This is a genomic window from Jeotgalibaca sp. A127 (genome assembly GCF_052266745.1).
Lineage (GTDB): Bacteria > Bacillota > Bacilli > Lactobacillales > Aerococcaceae > Jeotgalibaca.
The window spans coordinates 140757-157662 of sequence record NZ_JBQPRC010000002.1 but is presented as its reverse complement, the minus strand read 5'-3'; the positions used below and the strand labels follow the sequence as shown (position 1 = coordinate 157662).

Annotated in this window: 12 protein-coding genes; 1 reads left to right on the top strand and 11 read right to left on the bottom strand. The window is 41.0% G+C overall.

The features are described 5' to 3' along the window. Positions 1-67 precede the first annotated feature (67 nt). Genes ACTVAI_RS03000 through ACTVAI_RS02985 form a run of 4 tightly spaced genes read right to left on the bottom strand, consistent with a single transcriptional unit; the run spans position 68 to position 5449 of the window. Positions 68-958 (bottom strand): diacylglycerol/lipid kinase family protein, encoded by an 891-nt coding sequence (locus ACTVAI_RS03000; RefSeq protein ID WP_443485851.1) that lies wholly within the window; start codon positions 956-958, stop codon positions 68-70. Between the two features lie 18 nt (positions 959-976). Continuing rightward, positions 977-2146: a GNAT family N-acetyltransferase gene (locus ACTVAI_RS02995; protein ID WP_443485850.1), complete on the bottom strand. Its 1170-nt coding sequence runs from the start codon at positions 2144-2146 to the stop codon at positions 977-979. Positions 2147-2164: 18 nt separating this feature from the next. After that, on the bottom strand, positions 2165-5032 hold the full coding sequence (locus tag ACTVAI_RS02990) for a DEAD/DEAH box helicase (protein ID WP_443485849.1): 2868 nt from the start codon (positions 5030-5032) through the stop codon (positions 2165-2167). An 18-nt stretch (positions 5033-5050) separates the two neighbouring features. Next, positions 5051-5449, bottom strand: a complete 399-nt coding sequence (locus ACTVAI_RS02985; protein WP_443485848.1) for a (deoxy)nucleoside triphosphate pyrophosphohydrolase — start codon at positions 5447-5449, stop codon at positions 5051-5053. A gap of 250 nt (positions 5450-5699) precedes the next feature. On the opposite strand from ACTVAI_RS02985, the gene lexA reads away from it, so the two are divergent. Further along, positions 5700-8132, top strand: coding sequence for a transcriptional repressor LexA (gene lexA, locus ACTVAI_RS02980; RefSeq protein ID WP_443485847.1), 2433 nt, complete (start codon positions 5700-5702; stop codon positions 8130-8132). Between the two features lie 324 nt (positions 8133-8456). On the opposite strand, the gene ACTVAI_RS02975 is transcribed toward lexA, so the two are convergent. The 7 genes from ACTVAI_RS02975 to ACTVAI_RS02945 form a co-directional block, all read right to left on the bottom strand. Continuing rightward, positions 8457-9215, bottom strand: coding sequence for an SDR family NAD(P)-dependent oxidoreductase (locus ACTVAI_RS02975; protein ID WP_443472510.1), 759 nt, complete (start codon positions 9213-9215; stop codon positions 8457-8459). A 23-nt stretch (positions 9216-9238) separates the two neighbouring features. After that, positions 9239-10306: an ureidoglycolate dehydrogenase gene (gene allD, locus ACTVAI_RS02970; protein ID WP_443485846.1), complete on the bottom strand. Its 1068-nt coding sequence runs from the start codon at positions 10304-10306 to the stop codon at positions 9239-9241. Positions 10307-10789: 483 nt separating this feature from the next. Further along, entirely contained in the window at positions 10790-11725 is a 936-nt protein-coding gene (locus ACTVAI_RS02965) for an ABC transporter ATP-binding protein (RefSeq protein WP_443485845.1), read from the bottom strand. Beyond that, on the bottom strand, positions 11709-12794 hold the full coding sequence (locus ACTVAI_RS02960; protein WP_443472513.1) for an ABC transporter ATP-binding protein: 1086 nt from the start codon (positions 12792-12794) through the stop codon (positions 11709-11711). Before ACTVAI_RS02960 ends, ACTVAI_RS02965 begins: the two co-directional genes overlap by 17 nt. Before the next feature lie 3 nt (positions 12795-12797). Next, complete coding sequence (locus tag ACTVAI_RS02955) at positions 12798-13844, bottom strand: ABC transporter permease (RefSeq protein WP_443485844.1); 1047 nt, start codon at positions 13842-13844, stop codon at positions 12798-12800. Beyond that, complete coding sequence (locus ACTVAI_RS02950) at positions 13837-14778, bottom strand: ABC transporter permease (protein ID WP_443485843.1); 942 nt, start codon at positions 14776-14778, stop codon at positions 13837-13839. The genes ACTVAI_RS02955 and ACTVAI_RS02950 overlap by 8 nt, the downstream gene beginning before the upstream one ends. A gap of 112 nt (positions 14779-14890) precedes the next feature. Continuing rightward, entirely contained in the window at positions 14891-16555 is a 1665-nt protein-coding gene (locus tag ACTVAI_RS02945; protein WP_443485842.1) for a peptide ABC transporter substrate-binding protein, read from the bottom strand. Positions 16556-16906: the final 351 nt, after the last annotated feature.

Sequence of the window (16906 nt, the reverse complement as noted above, 5' to 3'; positions counted from 1 at the left end):
CGTTTTTTTGCAAAAAAAGAGCCTATCAGCCCTAAAAGGCCAACAAGCTCTCTTCAACCACCTAGTCCTACTTCGGAACCAACACTGTCAAATGTTGTGGCAGTACAGAAATCTCCAATGGCAATGGATCACCAGGATCACCATCCACATTTGTAATCAAATCAACCGCACCTTCAACTGCAAAGCGCCCTTTTTCAAACGAGCGATATATAACATTCTCGTCATCAAGTGCCTTGCCAGAGAAAACCTTTGGCAGCAGTCCGAGCTTATCCGCTAAATTATCACCCTTCAAAACGATCAAGTGCAGCTTGCCATCATCATAGGACGCCTCCGGAATCAACGTTTCCATACCTCCAACCGAATTCGTCAATGCCACCAAAACAGCCATTGATTCTTGTTCAATACGCTCACCATCAATGTCCAAGGAAAAATGATAACTTTTATTATCCCGAACAGCCTTCAAACCTTCTAGAATATAGGCGAATGCCCCCAATTTAGTTTTCTGTTCTGGTTCAACAGCCTGGACAGCTTCAGGAATCGTCCCAATTGCCACCACATCGATAAAATATTTATCATTAATTTTACCAACATCCAGTTTCTTCTCTACCAAATAATCCAGTTGCGCTACAGCCTCGTCCGGGTCCATAGAAATCCCTAAAGAACGACCCAGATCATTCACTGTCCCGAGCGGAATAAAACTAAACTTCGGACGAAATTCCTCTTCCGCCAGTCCATTGACACCTTCGTTCACAGTTCCATCGCCGCCCATAACGAATACAGCCTCAAAACGATCCCGAGCAGCCTGCTTCGCAAATGCAGTCGCATCGCCCGCTTTTTCCGTATACTTTACGACGACTTCATCATACTTTTTCTGCATCTTCTGTTCGACTGCTTCTGCATATTCTTTCCCAACTTCATGACCCGACGAAGGATTCACGACCAATAGTGCTTTTCCCATAACATCCACTACCCTCTCCTAAAAGTTCTCGTTCATACTCGGGAATCCAGTCGGCAACGCCTTACGCCACATAGGTACCATGGCAGCATCCACAACCGCTGTCCTATTCCGCACATACCAATCAATCCCGTGGAACCCAGCCATCAGCGTAGAAAACGGCCCAATATCCATCCGCAATACTTTATCTTCCGGCGCCTCCAACACCCTTTCCACCGAACCATCAACAGCAATTCGGAAAAAGGCGTCGTTCCACTCCGCCTGTGAATCATTTACTTTCACGAACAAAGTTTCTTCCAGCATCACAAACGGATACTGTTTCAAGAAAGCTTCCACATCCACAATCCGGATCATCTTATCGAAATAAATTTTCCGTTTGATATTCGGTTCCTTGAAAAGGACCGGAAAAGAATCCTTGGCAGGCGCAGTGCCAACAACCTCATCCACCTGCGAACTATGCGAACGAATATAGCCCCACAGTACTTTTTCCGCATGATAATTGAGCGTATAGAAATCTTTCACCGTAAATTTTTCATTTTTGATGTTATAACGGATATAACCTTCAATCTTGCCTTCCGCATCCAGACTGGCCGCAAAATGATCTTCAGGTGCCCGACTTTCCAGACGCTCCCACCACGTTTCATCGCGGAGGACGTGTCCGTTCAATGTTTTCGCAGCTTGATGCTGAAAGGCTCTCATTTTCTCAAACCATTCGTCTTTTTCCCGATAGCTAAAGCGAACAACTTCGCCAGCTTCAGGTGCCTGCAATGTCAATTCATCTGCCGAGATCCGGTATTCCGTGTTTTCGAAATACACTTCCCAACCGAATTTGCGGTAGAACGCATCCGAAAAAGGTGCGAGGGTAGACAAGACCTGCCCATTTTCCCGCATCATCACGAGAGATTCACGCATAAGTTGGGACGTATGCCCACCCGTCCGATACTCCGGATAAGTCGATACCCAACCGATGCCGCCCATTTTCATTTCCACACCAAAAACATTTGATACAAAAGGAAAGACAACGAGTTGTGTCGCCAACTTATCCCCGTCATAGCCACCGATAATTACACCCTTCTCCAGCCACGGTAACATATCCTCTTCCGGCGTATTCGCGTGCGGCGGTTCAAAACAATACTGTCTTAAATCTACTACTTGTTTAAGTTCTGAGGTCGGAATGATTTTATAATGCATGGAAGACTCCTTTCGGGATTAAAACACTGCTTTCTCAGGTTCAAATTCTTGGTAGAGTTCAATTGGCATTTTATCTTCTAATTGGTACTGAATTTCAATCGGTTTCTCATTTTGATGAGAAATCGCATTTGCTTGGCCGATATAAGTGAAACGTTGAGTGACATTATTCACCGTTTTAAATTTACGCACGAAGAGATGGATCGTTTTTCCTCGGGAGTGATTTTCAGTCAGATCTTTCCCACGTTCTGAATTTGCACGTGTAGCATTCGGACTTTCCCATTGAAATTGTTTTTGCGTAATAAATTTATCTTTGTAATTAATACTTTCGTCAATATTTACTTCTTTATGCAAGTCAATAAATAGGAAATAATGATTGCCACCTAATTTATTTTGTAAGGTACTTCCTCTAAAAGAAGAATGGGTATTACGGTAGTTCGCCATCATTCCAACTTCGCGTTGTGAATATTCACTGTATAAACGTAAGAATGGATAACCCAAATTCTCATGACCAAACTCATTTCTATAGCGCATCAGGCCATAATGAATAGCATCACTTATAAACGGTCCTGCTTCTTCATCCTTCAAACACTTTAATAAGTCCTTATTGAAAGCATACTGATTGTCGGCAACTTCTTCAACAATTTTGATGCCGTGGATTTCATTTATATCCGCGTAATTGAGGTTAAAAGTCTCCAAAGCATGTTTCGTTGCATCGCTTTGTTCTCCTTCAACGTAACGATTAACTTGTTGTAATGCTTCATCTAAAGTAAAGTGATCCTGGCTAAAGCACAGTTCTAAAATTGCAAACTCATGCGGGCGTTTTAAAGGAAAGTAACTCAACAGTTTTGTATAGACTTCCATAAATCCTTTATTAGAGGCTAATTTTTGAACCAAGTCATTATTCTTTTCGACCTTTTGTAAAAATTCAATGTAGTTATCTGACTTGTTATTCAAAACTGATTTACTAAAGAACAGAACGGGATCTGGTGCCCCTTCCAAGGTCAAATAATCTTGCAGACGGAAAGGTATTTTTCCCGCCAAAGCACTCTTAAAGGCTTGATAGTCTTCTATTAAATACTTCAATGCATAAAAGTTCTCATTTTCTAGCTGCTCTAAAATTTGATTCTGAGCAATTTCATCCATACGAATATTAGTTGGACCAGGAATATTTCTAAAGCCTTTGCGAACAGCATGTGTAATTTCTTTCTTTGTCACCGAACGGGATCCATAAAGTGCAATCGCTATTAAAAATGATTTACTATAATTGCCAATAAAATCCAGAACAGTTAAGAATTCTTTCTGTTCAGCCTTGCGCAAACCACGTCCCAGTTGTTGTGTAAAAACAATTGCGGATTCAGTCGGACGTAGCATCAGCACGGTATTAACGCTTGGAATATCAATTCCTTCATTAAAAATATCCACTGTAAAGATGATATTTAATTTATCCGTGTCACTTTCCAGTAGTTTAATTTGGCGCATCCGTTCCGCTTCAGAATGTTCTCCTGTTAAATAAGCACTCGGAATACCACGTTTATTAAATTCTTCAGCCATAAATTCCGCATGTTTTTTCGTGATACAAAAACCAAGCGCCTTTCTCTTTGGACCGTCATGGCCATAGAAGTTCATTTTCTCGATGATGTAATCAACACGACTCGTTACGTTTAATTTTTCCGCAATTTGGTCTGGTGTTAATTTATCATTGCTCAAGTCAACATTGGTTTGATCCGTAATACCATAATAATGGAAAGGAACCAGTAAGTTCTCTTCAAGCGCTTGACGAAGACGAATATCAATCGCCAAGTTGTTATCAAAAAGATCGAAAACATTTCCTTGATCAGAGCGTTCTGGTGTGGCCGTCATTCCTAATAAAAATTTCGGTTTGAAATGCTCTAATACTTTTTGATAAGAAGGACTCGTAGCATGATGTGCTTCATCCACGACGATGTACTCAAATTCATCTGGGCGATAACTGTAGAACTCCCTTCCCATTGTTTGAATCGTCGCAAATAAATAATCCGCATCATAACTCTTTTTATTTCCCGTCAAAAGGCCCATTTTATTCTTAGGGACATTTACAACTTTCGCAAAAGATTCCATGGCCTTTTCCAGAATCATTTCTCGATGAACTAAAAAGAGCATTTTCTTCGGCTTCACTTGTTGAACATCGAACGCTGCCATAAAGGTTTTACCAGTCCCCGTTGCCGCAACAGCTAATGCCCGTTGGCTCCCTGTTTCACGTAACAACGCAAGTTCTTCCATGGCACTCTTTTGCATGCTATTCGGTGTTAGACGGGGTCCTAATGGATAAGTAAACACTTTACGTGTATCAATGTCAGGAGAATTCACCAAATCTTGATAACGAACGCCACGATAATGTTTCTCATACTGGAGTAAGAAATCTTCCGTCGTTTCGAGGCTACTATCCCAAATTTGGTCAAAGCTATCTTTTAAATAATTCAAAAACTCTTCATTAGAGTCATTTGTTTTTGCGATAACCTGGAGATTCCACTCGATATTACTTTTAAGAGCGTAGTTAGTTAAGTTCGATGAGCCTACGATTACTTTGTAATAATCATCGTATTCAAAAATGTACGCCTTAGGATGAAACCCTTGTGTTTCCGTAGCTAAAAATACGCGCACATCAAAATCATTGAAAGTCTTCAACTTCCGAACAGCTTTTGGATCGGTAAAATTTAAATAAGTTCCCGTAATTATCTTACCCGTGATGCCCTTATCCTCTGCAAGCTTAAAACTATCCAGTAATAACTGAACTCCCGAATAACTGACAAAGGCAACATTAAAATAGAAACGTCGACAACCTTCTAAAGATTGGGTCAACTCATCTAATAAATTCTTCTGACTCGTATTATTGACTAACGTATACACATGACTACCTTCTCTCCACTAAATCGTCTTTGCCCCCATCAAAATATCTATTGCTGGAATATCAGCCGGTGCCCAATCTAATGTCATTAGTTCCTCAACTGAAAGCCACTTAACCGCAACATGTTCAGTGAGCGAAGGCTCCCCTTCCAGCAAATCACATTCAAAAGTTGTTAAATTTACAAACCCAAAATCATATTCATAACGTGTCGTTGTAACTTTATCTTTTACATCAATTTTGCAAAGTAATTCTTCACGGATTTCTCGCTCAAGAGCCTCTTTCTCCGTTTCCCCTGCTTCAATCTTGCCACCAGGAAACTCCCATAAATAGGCTAATGATTTCCCTGGACCTCTTTGCGCACAAAGGATTTTATTGTCTGATTTTATAATTGCTCCTACTACGCGGATTTCTTTTTTCATCGTTATTCCTCTTTCGATTTACTAATAGTTATATATTAGCATATTGAATAAATGTTTAACTAATTAAGATAGTGTAGCCTCCTGTTTGTTTCACAGAATCATTAGTACTTTTGTATATTCTCTTTTAAAGAAAACGTTTTTAATAATTAAATTAACTTTTGTTTTATAAAATGTTATAATAATAATGATAACTATATTTTAAATGATAATATAATGAATTTACGGAAATCGCAGGAGAGGAGTTCGTCAAATGAAGCTTAACTTGGAACAACGTAGAATAATAGAATTGGAACCAAATGGCCATTCTTTAATAAAAGGCGTTGCGGGTTCCGGTAAGACCACTGTTGCAATACATCGTTTAACATTTCTACAACAACACTATTGTCCGGAGGAAGCTGATTCAATTCTCCTTGTTACTTATAACAAAACTTTACTTCAGTTCATCAAATACCAATATGAGCAACTCGAAAATGCAGAAGACGAATCCATCTCAAACCTCTTTACTGCTAATAGTGAAATTGCGATTAAAAATATCGACAAGCTTATGTTTAGCTATTTTGAAAAATATCAAAAGCGTCACAAGTGCCGTTATGAAATAGCAGACAATAATATACAACGAAAAACCTTGCAAAATGCCATTCTCCAATTAAAAGACCAGTATGAAAATGTGCGTCTTCTCTCTCCTAAATTTAGTAATTTCCTTCTCGATGAAATTGGTTGGATCCTTTCCTGTGATATTCCAGATGTTGAAACTTACCAAGAAATTGATCGTACCGGTCGCTCTAGTGGTGGCCAAGGTAATAATCCACAAAAATTAAATAAGAATTCTGATATCCGTGAGGCAATATTTGCATTGAAAGATTTATACCAACAGATGATCTTAGATAAAAAATTCGTAGATTTTAAAATAATGAATAAACTTGCCCTTGAAGAAGCTACTTATTTAGATCATCCTACTTACACCCATATTATTATCGATGAGAGCCAAGATCTTTCTCTTGTCCAAATCAAATTTTTGAAATTATTGCATTCCGATAAAACTTACGCATCCATCATGTTTGTGGCGGACAATACTCAAAGTATTTATTCTCATTCTTGGTTGGGTAAGGGTCGACCTTATACAACTATTGGCTATGATATGAGTGGAAAATCTCGTTCTTTATCAAAAAACTATCGAACAACAACTGAAATTTCCAAAGCAGCCTACTCATTAATTGAGCATGATGAATCAATTCTAGGTAATATTGATTTTGTAAAACCGGCACTGATTGACCGCCATGGTCATGCACCTATCTATCGTTTTTTTCTCAACGATAAGAATCAAGCAGATTATTTGATTAAGGAAATAAAAAGTCTAAATTCTGACTATCCTTTCCGCGATATATGTATTGTCGCAAAAGAAAAAAGATTGGTGGAGAGTGCCGCTACTTCCTTAGAAAAAGCTGGTATCCCATGCGAACTTTTGACAGAATCTCAGCCCAACTTTTACCAAGATAAAGTAAAGTTAACCACCATGCATTCAATCAAAGGTTTAGAGTTTAAAGTTATTTTTCTAATCAACCTTGATGAAGGTGTTATACCTAACGAAAGATATCGTATGGATGATGATGATTCCTATGATTCAGAAGAACGGAAATTGCTTTATGTTGGAATGACTCGGGCAAATGAATTGCTTTATATGTCTTCTGTGCGCCGACCATCCAAATTTATTAAGGACCTCAATCTCAAATCACTTCGCATGATGAAAGATTCAGCCTTCCATCCTTTTGAATCTATCCCAATCCCAGAATATAAACTGACAAATGAAATATTAGATATTAATTCAAAAGAAGAAGTTATTCGTCAATGGTTGATACGTGAACTTAACTTAACTTTTGGCTACCCATTAGAGTTAATAAGTATTGAATTTTCAGTTCAACAGTTTTCCAAAAAAGGTTACGTAGATGTTGTTGTCTCCATTAACCATAATGGCGAGAAAATCCCTTATGTATTTGCTGAGCTAAAAGCATTCGGACAATCTCTTGATGAAGCAAAAATCCAATTACAGTCTTATATGGAGGCAGAACCGCGTGTGAGGTATGGAATCGTAACAAACGGTTTGGAAGTTTTACTATTCGATCGTAGTGGGCAAACCATTTCCGATGTACCACCATGTCAGCCACAATTCTTACCAACCAACAAATATGAACAGAGTTATATAGACTTCCGTCATAACCGCAAATATCGTTATTTACAAGATAAAAAAGATACATCCAATATTGAAATCATGGATTTAGATTCATACTTAACATTGGAACAGACTCCTTCAGTACAAGTTCCCATAGTTGGAAACGTAGCAGCCGGTATCCCCACAACTATTGTTCCCGAGGCTGGGGAGTCATTATTGTTGATGGAAAATTGGCTCATGAGTCCGCAAAATACTTTTGCTCTGCGCGTAACCGGAGACAGTATGATTGGAGCAGGAATTGAAAAAGGAGACTTAGTCATCATTAACAAGCAAGAAACCGCCAATAATGGTGATATCGTAATCGTCTTGATCGAAGAAGAAGCAACCATGAAGAAATTCATGTTGATGGGAAGCTCCGTATTACTAATTTCTGAAAATGATAATTACGAACCAATTATGATGAACCCTAACGATGTCCGTATTAACGGAAAAGTAATCGGCGTCTTAAAGAAATAGGTAAGATCGAACCCCCTGCAGAAATCGTGATTGCGGGGTAGCCATGAATGAGGATGAAATGCGAATTAGGCCCCGTTCCGCTTCAGCGGTTACGGGGCTTTTGAGGCTTTCAAGCCTGGAGACCTTGGCTCCAGGCGGTCCCATGGCGGACCACAAGCAATCACGCATTTCGGAAGGGAGTCTCCAGAGAAACACAAAGAAGTACTTTACTCCAAAAAAGAAAAGTACTTTTTTTGAATTTTATCTAAAATATAAAGTACGAAAGGAAAACACCCTCAAAATAATTTTGAGGGTGTTTTACTGAAGGAGGTATTTCAAAAAAAATTATTTACAAGCACTCCAGCCGCCATCAACGGGCATAGTAACAGCTGTTACATAAGAGGCTTCTTTTGATCCCAGGAAGATGGCTGCAGCGTTCAATTCACCTGCACAACCGTAGCGTTTCATTGGGACAGTGATATCCATATAACCTTGGAATGCATCTGTATTCAGAGTGTCCGTGGTCAATTCCGTTTCAAAGTAACCAGGACAAATAGTGTTTACAGTGATGTTATGTTCGGCCAACTCACCCGCAACAGCACGTGAGAAGTTCACGACACCGGCTTTAGAAGCGTGATAAGCTGACTGCAGTTGATTCGTACCCATCAACCCATACATGGAAGAGATGTTAATAATCCGGCCGTAGTTCGCTTCTTTCATCGCTTTTGAATAGCAACGCGTCATTTTGAAGACACTTGTCAAGTCCAGCTCCATCGTGAAGTCCCAAGCTTCGTTGGTCATTTCAGTGATAGCACCGCCTTCACTCGCGCCAGCATTGTTTACCAATACATCCACTTTACCGTATGTTGCTAAAATTTTATCTAGTGAATTTTGGATACTTTCGTCATTTGTTACGTCCAAGCGGATAGCTAATGCTTTTCCACCTGCTGCCTTAATTTCTTCAGCGATTTCTTCCAAGCGGTCGACGCGACGTGCCATCAAGACAACTGTTGCGCCTTGTTTCGCAAAACCTCTTGCCATTTGGACTCCCAAACCACTTGATGCACCAGTAATTGCGACAACTTTACCTTCATAATTAAACATTTTTTCTTCCTCCAAATAAAATATTAGTTAGCGAAGGCGCCTAAACCTTCGTAATTATCACTGTGAATAACATCTGATTTCAAGTAGTTAATGATTGATTCCGGAATTTCCACGCCTTCTGTTCTGTTTTTCTCATAACGTTGGTTGGATCCCTGACCAGGGTAACGAACGCTTGTATTGCCGGTAGCCGGTTTAACGCTGTTCAATTCTGCCATTGTCTGGGTGATGTTTTCCTTGAATGTATCAGCATTGCCAAAGCGTGCTGGATCGATGACGATGTATAGTTGGCCCAAGTTACGACCTGCATGAAGGTCATGGTACATGGAGCTGACGTGCTTACCAAATGGCAAGTTCATCAAAATACCAGAGAAGATATCCACCATCATCATTAAGCCATACCCTTTTGGTCCTGCAATTGGCATCAAACCATTAACTGCATTTGGATCTGTGGTTGGTTGACCATCGCTGTCAACAGCCCAGTCAGATGGAATTGAACGACCTTTCGAACGCGCATCCAGGATTTTTCCCCATGCCTGAACGGTTGTTGCCATATCAAAAATCAGTGGTGTGTCCATTGAACTTGGAGCACCGAAGCCAAGTGGGTTCGTACCATAGTAAGGTTCTGCTCCGCCGAAAGGAACCGCCATCGGATCGGATTGGGTCATGGCCATACCTACTAATCCAGCCTCAGCAATTTTACGCAAGTAGTATGAAAGTGTACCGGTATGCCCACATTTAGAAACACCGATTACTGCCACACCTGATTTTTTCGCCATTTCGATGGCTGGCTCAAGCGCCAGGTTTGCCACGTATTGTCCTTGGGCATTGTCACCATGGAATACGCCGGAACTTTCCCCCGTTTTTTCAAATACGATTTCTGGTTCACGAGTGATGCCACCTTTGTTGATACGTTCGGAATAATATTCAACGCGGACCGCACCGTGTGAGTGCACACCGCATAAATCGGCATAAACCAAGTGGTTTGCTGTTTCTACTGCTTGCTCTTTTGGCAAACCGGCTGCTTCAAGTTTATTTTGAATTAATTCATGTAGTTCATTAGGAGTAACCTTGATCATTTTTTCTTCAGACATTATATATAACGCTCCTTTTATTAGAGTAGTGACTTTTCCAAGGAGGGGTGTTTTTGTTCCCTCTTTGTTGATAAGTTCATATTATCACAATGTTAGAGTGTGCGACTTAGCCAAAACAAACAAAAAAACGTTATTTTTTAGTTAATATATATAAAACGTTTGAATCAAAACTCTTCAAGAGTCCATTTAAAAGCTTTTTTAGTATCTTTTTTTAAAAATAGACCTATATGACAAAATGCACAAATATACACTTATTCATTGTGAATTTTTTATCAATTAACGAAAATGTTTGTTTTTATATTTACGACAGCACCCATATCCCTTTGAGGCTTGCAAGCCCGGAGACTTTAGGCTTCGAGCGGTCCCACGGCAACACACAAGCAACACGCAGTCCGGAGGGCATTTCCTTTACCAATAACCCAGAACAAAAAAATACCCCACTCTATTCGAATGAGGTACTTCTCTTTGAAGTTGAATCTGAACTTACCCTTCTTGCAACCACCCAGTCACATCTTCATCAGTTCCCAGAACATAATGGGTGCCATCAATCAGATGCTGTGTGCCTTTGGTATAATCCAATCCACTCGTTTCATAATCGTATGCTAACGCAACACGTTTACGTTCAACGACCGGATTCGCATGCGGGATTGCGGAAATCAATGATTTCGTATAGGGGTGAATCGGATTGTTGAAGATTTCATCGGTTGTGCCGGTTTCAATCATATGTCCCAAATGAAGCACACCGATGCGGTCGGAAATGTAACGAACCATCGATAAGTCATGGGCGATGAACAAATAGGCGATATTGGTTTCTTCCTGGATTTCTTTCATCAAGTTAACAATTTGCGCCTGGATGGAAACATCCAGTGCACTGATTGCTTCGTCCGCAATGATTAAATCAGGATTCATGATCAACGCCCGGGCAATCCCCAGACGTTGCCGTTGTCCACCGGAAAACTGACTCGGGAAACGTCCAGCGAAATCGCGGGACAAACCGACCCGTTCCAAGATAGCCATGACCTTTTCAGCTCGTTCATTTCTTGTGCCGGCAGTACCTTGAATATCAAGTCCATGGGCAACAATATCCATGACGTTTTTGCGTGGATTCAAACTTGCCATCGGATCCTGGAAGATCATTTGCATTTTCGTCCGCAGCATACTGTTGGTTTCTTTTTTTAACTTGCCGGAAATATCCTGACCGTTGAAATTGATCGAGCCGTCGGTAATGTCATGAAGACGGATAACCGAGCGGCCAATCGTGGATTTTCCGCTTCCGGATTCCCCTACCAAACCATATGTTTCACCCGGATAAATATCGAAGGATATGCCGTCGACAGCTTTCACTGTATAGTTGCGATTTACCTTAAAGTATTGTTTTAAATCTTTGACTGCTAATAGTGGTTCACTTTGCAACGCCATACGTTTCTTCCTCCTTCTTCATCCGTTCGATACGTTCCACCAATTCTTCTGGTAACGTATATTCTGGACCATTTTCACTCAACAACCAGGTTGCCGCAAAATGTGTATCCGTCACTTTCATGAGATGTGGTTCTTTTTCTTTATCAATATGCAGAGCATACGCATTTCTTGGATAGAAGGGATCACCAACGATTTCCCTGGCCATGTTTGGTGGATTACCGGGAATGGAATACAATTTATCCGTGTTCGTATTCAAATCAGGCATAGCAAGCAGCAAGCCCCATGTATACGGGTGTTGCGGATTGTAGAAAATCTCGTCGGTTGTACCTTTCTCAACGATTTTCCCTGCATACATCACATTGACGTAGTCCGCAACTTTCGCTACCACGCCCAAATCATGAGTGATGTAAATAACGGAAATACCGGTTTTCTTTTGAATGTCTTTGATCAGTTCCAAAATTTTGGCTTGGATGGTTACATCCAATGCCGTGGTCGGTTCATCACAAATCAGAACATCGGGATCACAGGCCAAAGCAATGGCAATGACAATCCGTTGACGCATTCCACCGGACAAATGATGTGGATAGCTCTTCATGCGTTCTTCCGGATTGGTGATACCAACCAGTTCCAACAAGCGTACCGCTTTTTCGTATGCTTCTTTTTTCGGCGTCTTGTAATGCGTGCGCATACCTTCCATGATTTGGTTACCGATGCTCATGGTTGGGTCCAATGAAGTCATTGGATCCTGGAAAATCATCGCAATGCGTTTACCATTAATCGTGTTACGCATTTGTTTTTTGGAAAATTCCAAAATGTTCTTGGTCACTTCTGTTTCTTTATCTTCATAGGTGTAATTAATTTCGCCACTTTCAATGGTTCCGTTTTTGCTTAAAATCCCCATGATGGCTTTTACCGTCACGGACTTCCCGCTTCCGGATTCCCCCACAATCGCAACTGTTTCACCGCGGTATAAATCGAGGTCAATGCCACGGACCGCTTTCAGTTTGCCGCCATGTGTCTTGAAACTGATGGCTAAATCCCTTATTTCCAATACTTTTTCTCGTGTCATGTGTTACACCTCTTTCAACGTTGGGTCTAACGCATCACGTAACCCGTCTGCGAGCAAGTTGAAGCTCAACATCAATAGTCCCAATACCAATACTGGTGGAATAATCATATAAAAATGTGTTGTTAATGATTTAAAGTTTTCGGAAATCAATGATCCCAACGAGGCCATCGGAACGGGAATCCCGATTCCCACAAACGCCAGAAAAGCTTCCGTGAAAATCGCACTTGGGATTGAGAACATCGACATGATCAAGAGTTGCGAGAAGATGTTGGGCAAGACTTCCTTGAACATGATTTGCAGGTCATTGGCTCCCATTGTGCGGGCCGCCAATACATACTCACTGCCCTTCAACTTCAACATCGAAGCACGGGCAATCCGGCTCATACCGATCCATCCGGTCAAAGCAATTGCCAAGGTGATACTCAACAGACCCGGTTTCAAAATGATAATCAATAGCGTTACAACAACCAAACTCGGGATACCATTAATGATTTCCAGGGTCCGTTGCATGATATTGTCGATTGCACCACCATAATAACCGGAAACCATCCCGTAAGACATCCCGATCAATACATCCACGATTACCGCAATCAGTGCGATATAAAGGGAAATTCGAGTCCCCATCCAGGTCCGGGTAAATAAATCACGCCCCAAAACATCGGTGCCGAACCAGTGGTAGACATCTTCGCCACCCGTCAAGGTTTCGTATTTGTTTACGACGACTTCTCCCGTGGAGGTCTTCAACGTTTCGGATCCGTCAAAGATACCCAGGTTTTCAAGCACGGGAATACGTGGCGCCATACTCTCATGACCGGTGATTTGTTGATCGTACTCGTATCCGGAAATCATGGGACCAAAAATGGCCAACGAGGAAATCAAGACAATCATGATGAACCCAAATACAGAACCTTTGTTGCGGGCAACACGTTTCAGCATTTGTTTCCATTGAGGATCTTCGGTATAAATACTTTCTTCCAATAAGACATCTTTATCTTCAACAAAGGTCAGTTCTTTTGGAAGTTGGTTTATGTTGTGAATTGTATTATCCATTTACATTCTCCTTTGCCAAGCGAATCCGTGGGTCAAGGACACCGTATAAAATATCCACCACCAGCATGATGGCCACATACATGGCACTATAAACGAATGCTAATGTCAAAATAACATTATAGTCATTGGATTGAATCGCCTGAATCATCAATTGACCGATTCCAGGTACCGAGAAAATTTTCTCAACCACGAGACTACCGGTCATCAAGCTAACAACCAACGGCCCCAAGATAGTGATGATGGAGATGGATGCATTTCGCAATGCGTGCTTGAAGATTAATTGCACACCGGAAACACCCTTACTCTCAACCAGTTGCACATAATCCGAGTTCAATACTTCAATCATCTCTGTCCGGGTAAAACGCGCGACTGTTGCCGTTACCGTCATGCTTAACGCCATGGCTGGCAGAACATACGCAATTAAACCTTGATCTTGATTGAACAGCATCGGGAATAACCCCAATTGAAAGCCTAAATAATACGAAAGACCCAAAGCGAACACATAAGATGGAATTGAAACCCCAATAACTGAAAAGAAAGTTGCGGCTGTATCGATAAAAGTGTTATGTTTCAAAGCTGCCAAGATTCCCAAAGCCAAACCGGAAATCGTTCCTAATACGATGGAGATAGCTCCCAGCATCAATGAAATAGGGAGACGGTTTTTTAAGAGAAACGATACAGGTGTATTTTTGGAAATCGTGTAAGAATCGCCAAAATCACCCGTTAACATGTTCTTGACGTAGCGGAAAAACTGAACCACAACGGAATCGTTTAATCCGTATTTCTCTCTAAGCACCATTTGTTGCTCGATGGATAGTTTCTCGTCGTTGAACGGGGAACCAGGCATCCACTGCATTAGGATAAATAAAACGAGAACAATAACAAATAATGTGGCAATGGACATAACGAGACGTTTTCCAATATATTTTTTCATTTGATTGGTCCTTTCTTTCAAAATGAAAAAGACGAGCGCGTTGGATTTGTTACGGACGCAGCCGCATCTTGTCCTTTCACACCCGTGCCTTTTCCATTTTCAGAAACTATTATTAATCGATTGTTGCGTTTTTATAAACTTTTGGTACTCCAACGGCATGGGAGTCTACTCCCTTAACATTGCTCTTCACCATTACTGCACTACCTTTTTGGTAAACAGGCAGGATTGCTGCATCATTCAATAAGATGCTTTCAGCTTCTTTTAGAGCTTCCCAACGCGCTTCTTCATCGTTAGCCAGGTCTCCTGTTTTAGAAGATTCCACGAGTTCGTCGTATTTTTCATTAGACCAGCTACCATTGTTGTTAGACGCATCCGTAACCCATAGATCCAAGTATGTCATCGGATCCGCGTAGTCAGGTCCCCAACGTGTCAGACCCATGTCATAATCTTTTTGTTGCATACGTTCCAAACGTGTTTTCTTAGGCATTTGTTCGATTTCAACGGTTAGGCCTTCAAGGTTCGCTTCAACTTGTGATTTAATCATTTGTGAAACGTTGATGGCACTTTCAGTATCTTCAACCAGTAAGCTGAATGTGAATTCTTCCGCACCTAATTCTTCTTTCGCTTCTTCAAACAATGCTGCTGCAGCGTCTAAATCGTGCGTTAAGTAAGTATCGGCTGTTTCCCGGAAATCTTTACCATCTGGTCCGTTAGCCAAACCATTTGGAATCGCGAAGTCAGCTGGGACTGAACCGTCTTTCAAAGCAGTGTTGACAATTGCTTCTTTGTCAATCGATTTTGCAACGGCTTCTCTTAGTTTGTTGTTGCCCAATCCTTCAACTTGCGTATTTACTGAAACATACCAGAGGTAACCATCTTGTATGTTTGTGAATTCTGGATCATCCTTGAACAAGTCAACTTGTTCACCGGCCAACGTTACTACATCCAAATCGCCATTTTGGTAAGACAGCATGGCTTGTTGAGAATCCTTGATGACTTGGAAATTCAAGCCTTCGATTGCAACGTTAGCGGCATCATAGTAATCAGCATTTTTTGCTAATTTGATACTTGTTGCTAAAGGTTCATAGGATTCCAATGTGAATGCACCGTTTGCGATTGTTGTTTCTGGTGACGTTCCGTAATTAGCTCCGACTTCGGTCATGAATTTTTCATTCATCGGGAAGAAGGATGGGAATGCCATCAAACTTTCGAAGAAAGGAACGGGATGTGTTAATTTCACTTCTAATGTTTTATCGTCTTTAGCTGTTACACCTAGTTTATCAGGCGTTTCGGAGCCATCCATGATTGCAGCAGCATTTTCGACGCCGGCAATATCCATGATGTACGCATACTCGCTCGCCACTTCCGGGTCAACCAAACGTTGCCATCCGTAAACAAAGTCATTCGCTGTGACTGCATCACCATTGGACCATTTTGCGTCTCTAATAGTGAATGTATAGGTTAGACCATCTTCACTGACTTCTGTGTTCTCAGCCAAACCTGCCACTGCATTTCCGGATGAATCTAGTTGGTATAGACCTTCCATCAAACTGGCAATGACTTGGAATGAAGCCCCGTCAGTTGCAATTTGCGGGTCCAGTGAAGCTACCTCAACATCAAATTGGACATCAAGTAATTTGTCCCCTGTCGCTTCTGTATTTGAAGATGTATCTGCGGTACTTTCAGTTGTACCTGTAGATGCCCCGCCACATGCTGCCAACAACGCCGTTGCAGCTAAACTTGTCGCGTATAGTTTTAATTTTGCCTTCTTTACCATCGTCAACCCTCCAAATTACCAACCCACAATAAATAGATTAGAATCTTTTAATTTTTAACTAACGAGATTATAACCTTGTTTGTCATGCATAGTCAAATCTTTTTTAACTATAATCTCATTTTTCAGTCAAACATGTCAATTAAGTGATGGTTTTGAGGCAAGAATTATGAGAATGCGATGGCCTACAGTTCCAACTCAAGTATGATTTTAGTGAGTGAGTCAGAACTTTTCCTGAAATGTTCCGGCTCACTCTGTTTTTTTGTGTTGAGTTGGATTATTTTACAAAAAGTTCCAGCTCAGAAGTTTGAGTTGGAACTTTTGCGAAAAAAATACTGCTGGAGAGGATGTCTC